This is a genomic window from Selenomonas sp. oral taxon 892 str. F0426 (assembly GCF_000468035.1).
Taxonomy (GTDB): domain Bacteria; phylum Bacillota; class Negativicutes; order Selenomonadales; family Selenomonadaceae; genus Centipeda.
Window position 1 is genome coordinate 1 of record NZ_KI260518.1, and the last position, 1,747, is coordinate 1,747.

3 protein-coding genes are annotated in these 1,747 nt (G+C 48.1%); all 3 read left to right on the plus strand.

What is annotated here, in order from left to right:
* Positions 1-94 precede the first annotated feature (94 nt).
* The 3 genes from HMPREF1992_RS00690 (at position 95) to HMPREF1992_RS11040 (ending at position 1,636) form a co-directional block, all read left to right on the plus strand.
* Positions 95-523 carry a hypothetical protein gene (locus HMPREF1992_RS00690; RefSeq protein WP_021683874.1) on the plus strand — a complete coding sequence of 143 codons (429 nt, stop codon included), beginning with the start codon at positions 95-97 and terminating at the stop codon, positions 521-523.
* The gene (locus tag HMPREF1992_RS00695) at positions 520-1,158 is read left to right on the plus strand and encodes an endonuclease domain-containing protein (protein ID WP_021683875.1); all 639 of its coding nucleotides are present in this window, start codon (positions 520-522) and stop codon (positions 1,156-1,158) included. The genes HMPREF1992_RS00690 and HMPREF1992_RS00695 overlap by 4 nt, the downstream gene beginning before the upstream one ends.
* 121 nt (positions 1,159-1,279) lie before the next feature.
* The gene (locus HMPREF1992_RS11040; protein WP_006306652.1) at positions 1,280-1,636 is read left to right on the plus strand and encodes an HNH endonuclease; all 357 of its coding nucleotides are present in this window, start codon (positions 1,280-1,282) and stop codon (positions 1,634-1,636) included.
* The last annotated feature ends 111 nt before the right edge of the window (positions 1,637-1,747 follow it).

Genomic DNA, 1,747 nt, shown 5'->3' on the forward strand with positions numbered 1-1,747 from the left:
CTGAGACAGAGCGGTTCTTTCGTTCCGCATGGTTCGGACAGCTGACAAGCATAGACGGAGAGTGGCTGCTTGAAAAGTTGGAGGGGGAATTTGCATGACAGCAAAAGAATATCTGAGTCAGGCATACCGTATTGATCAACGGGTCAACAGCAAGCTCCGTCAAGTGGACTCCTTGCGTGATCTCGCCACCAGAGCCACCTCCACAATGGGAACGGAGCCTGTCAGCGGCACGAGGAATGTCCATCGTTTGGCGGATACCATCGACAAGATTGTTGACTTGGAGAATGAAATCAACAATGACATCGACCATTTGGTAGATTTGAAGCGTGATGTTATGGCGACCATCGGCAAGGTACAGGATACCAATGCCCTCATGCTGTTGGAGCTACGGTATCTTAGCTTCATGTCATGGGATGAGATTGCGGGGGAGATGCACTACACTTCTCGATGGGTGCATATTCTCCATTCCAAAGCTCTCGTGGCCGTGGATAAAATTCTTGCAGCGGAGGTAGATCAGTCATGAGTTATCGGGAAGCATTAGAAGACAACATTCGTATCGGTAAGGATAAGTGTGGCTTTGAGGTTTATTACCCAGAGTGTCATATTTGTGGAGTGCCAGTCGCGACTTGGGCGTATAAAAAAGGGGTGAAAATTACCTGCCCTAAGTGTCGTAGCTTTTTTTCGGAAATAAGAAAAGTCGGCAATAATTTTCTTGCGACAGAAAAAAAGGTACGGAAGCTGGAAGCGGCAATCAAAAGAATCAGCAAGGTGGCACCTATAGAAAAATATCAACGGGCATATGATGTAATAAAAAGAAATATCGACCGACCAGGTTGGTTTCAGAGCACAGAAGAAATCATGACTGCGTTGGAACTTGTCCGTAAAGGATTAAAGATCCGTCATCAAGTGAAGATTTTTAATTATTCCATAGACTTCGTTATCCCAGAATATAAGGTCGCCCTAGAGATTGACGGCAGACCGTTTCATGGCAAGGATCATGCAGATAAGCAGCGAAAGCGAGATGAAGTCATCATTTGGAAGCTGGGCGAGGATTGGGAGATTATCCATATCGATACAGACAATATTAACGCCAATGTTACGAAACTCGTCCCGGCCATCAAAGCCGTTTTGAAATCACGCAAAAAGACTTCACTATAATTCTCTTGAGTTCCAGTGTTGACATGGTAAAATGGTGTTATGAAAAGTATGCTTAAAGGCTCGACCTCCAATGGGAGCAATCCCAGCGGAGGTTTTTTCATGCCATCGAGGAGGTGAAACGATGCCGAGAAAGCCGAAACGACCCTGCCGCATGACAGGCTGTCCGAACCTCACGGATCGAAAGAGTTGCTACTGTGAGACGCACGAAAAAACGATGCAGAGGCATTATGACCACTTCGCTCGTGGCTACGATCAGCATAAGAGATACGGAGGTTCGTGGAAGAAAATCCGTGACCGACACTTGGCAGCGCATCCACTTTGCGAGTGCTGCAAAGAGCGGGGCAGATACATCCACGCAACACTCGTGCATCACATCCAACCGATTTCGGACGGTGGCACGCATGATACGGAGAATCTGATGTCGCTCTGCGTGTCCTGTCATGAGCGAATTCACCAGCGTAGCAGAGGCGACCGCTAGACCCCCTAGGGGGCGGTCAAATCTCTAAAACCGCGCCATTACTGGACCGGGGAGGGGGCGCACGCACAAAAACGTCAGTTCAAACGGGGTATTAAAGGAATGGGGGCGAGA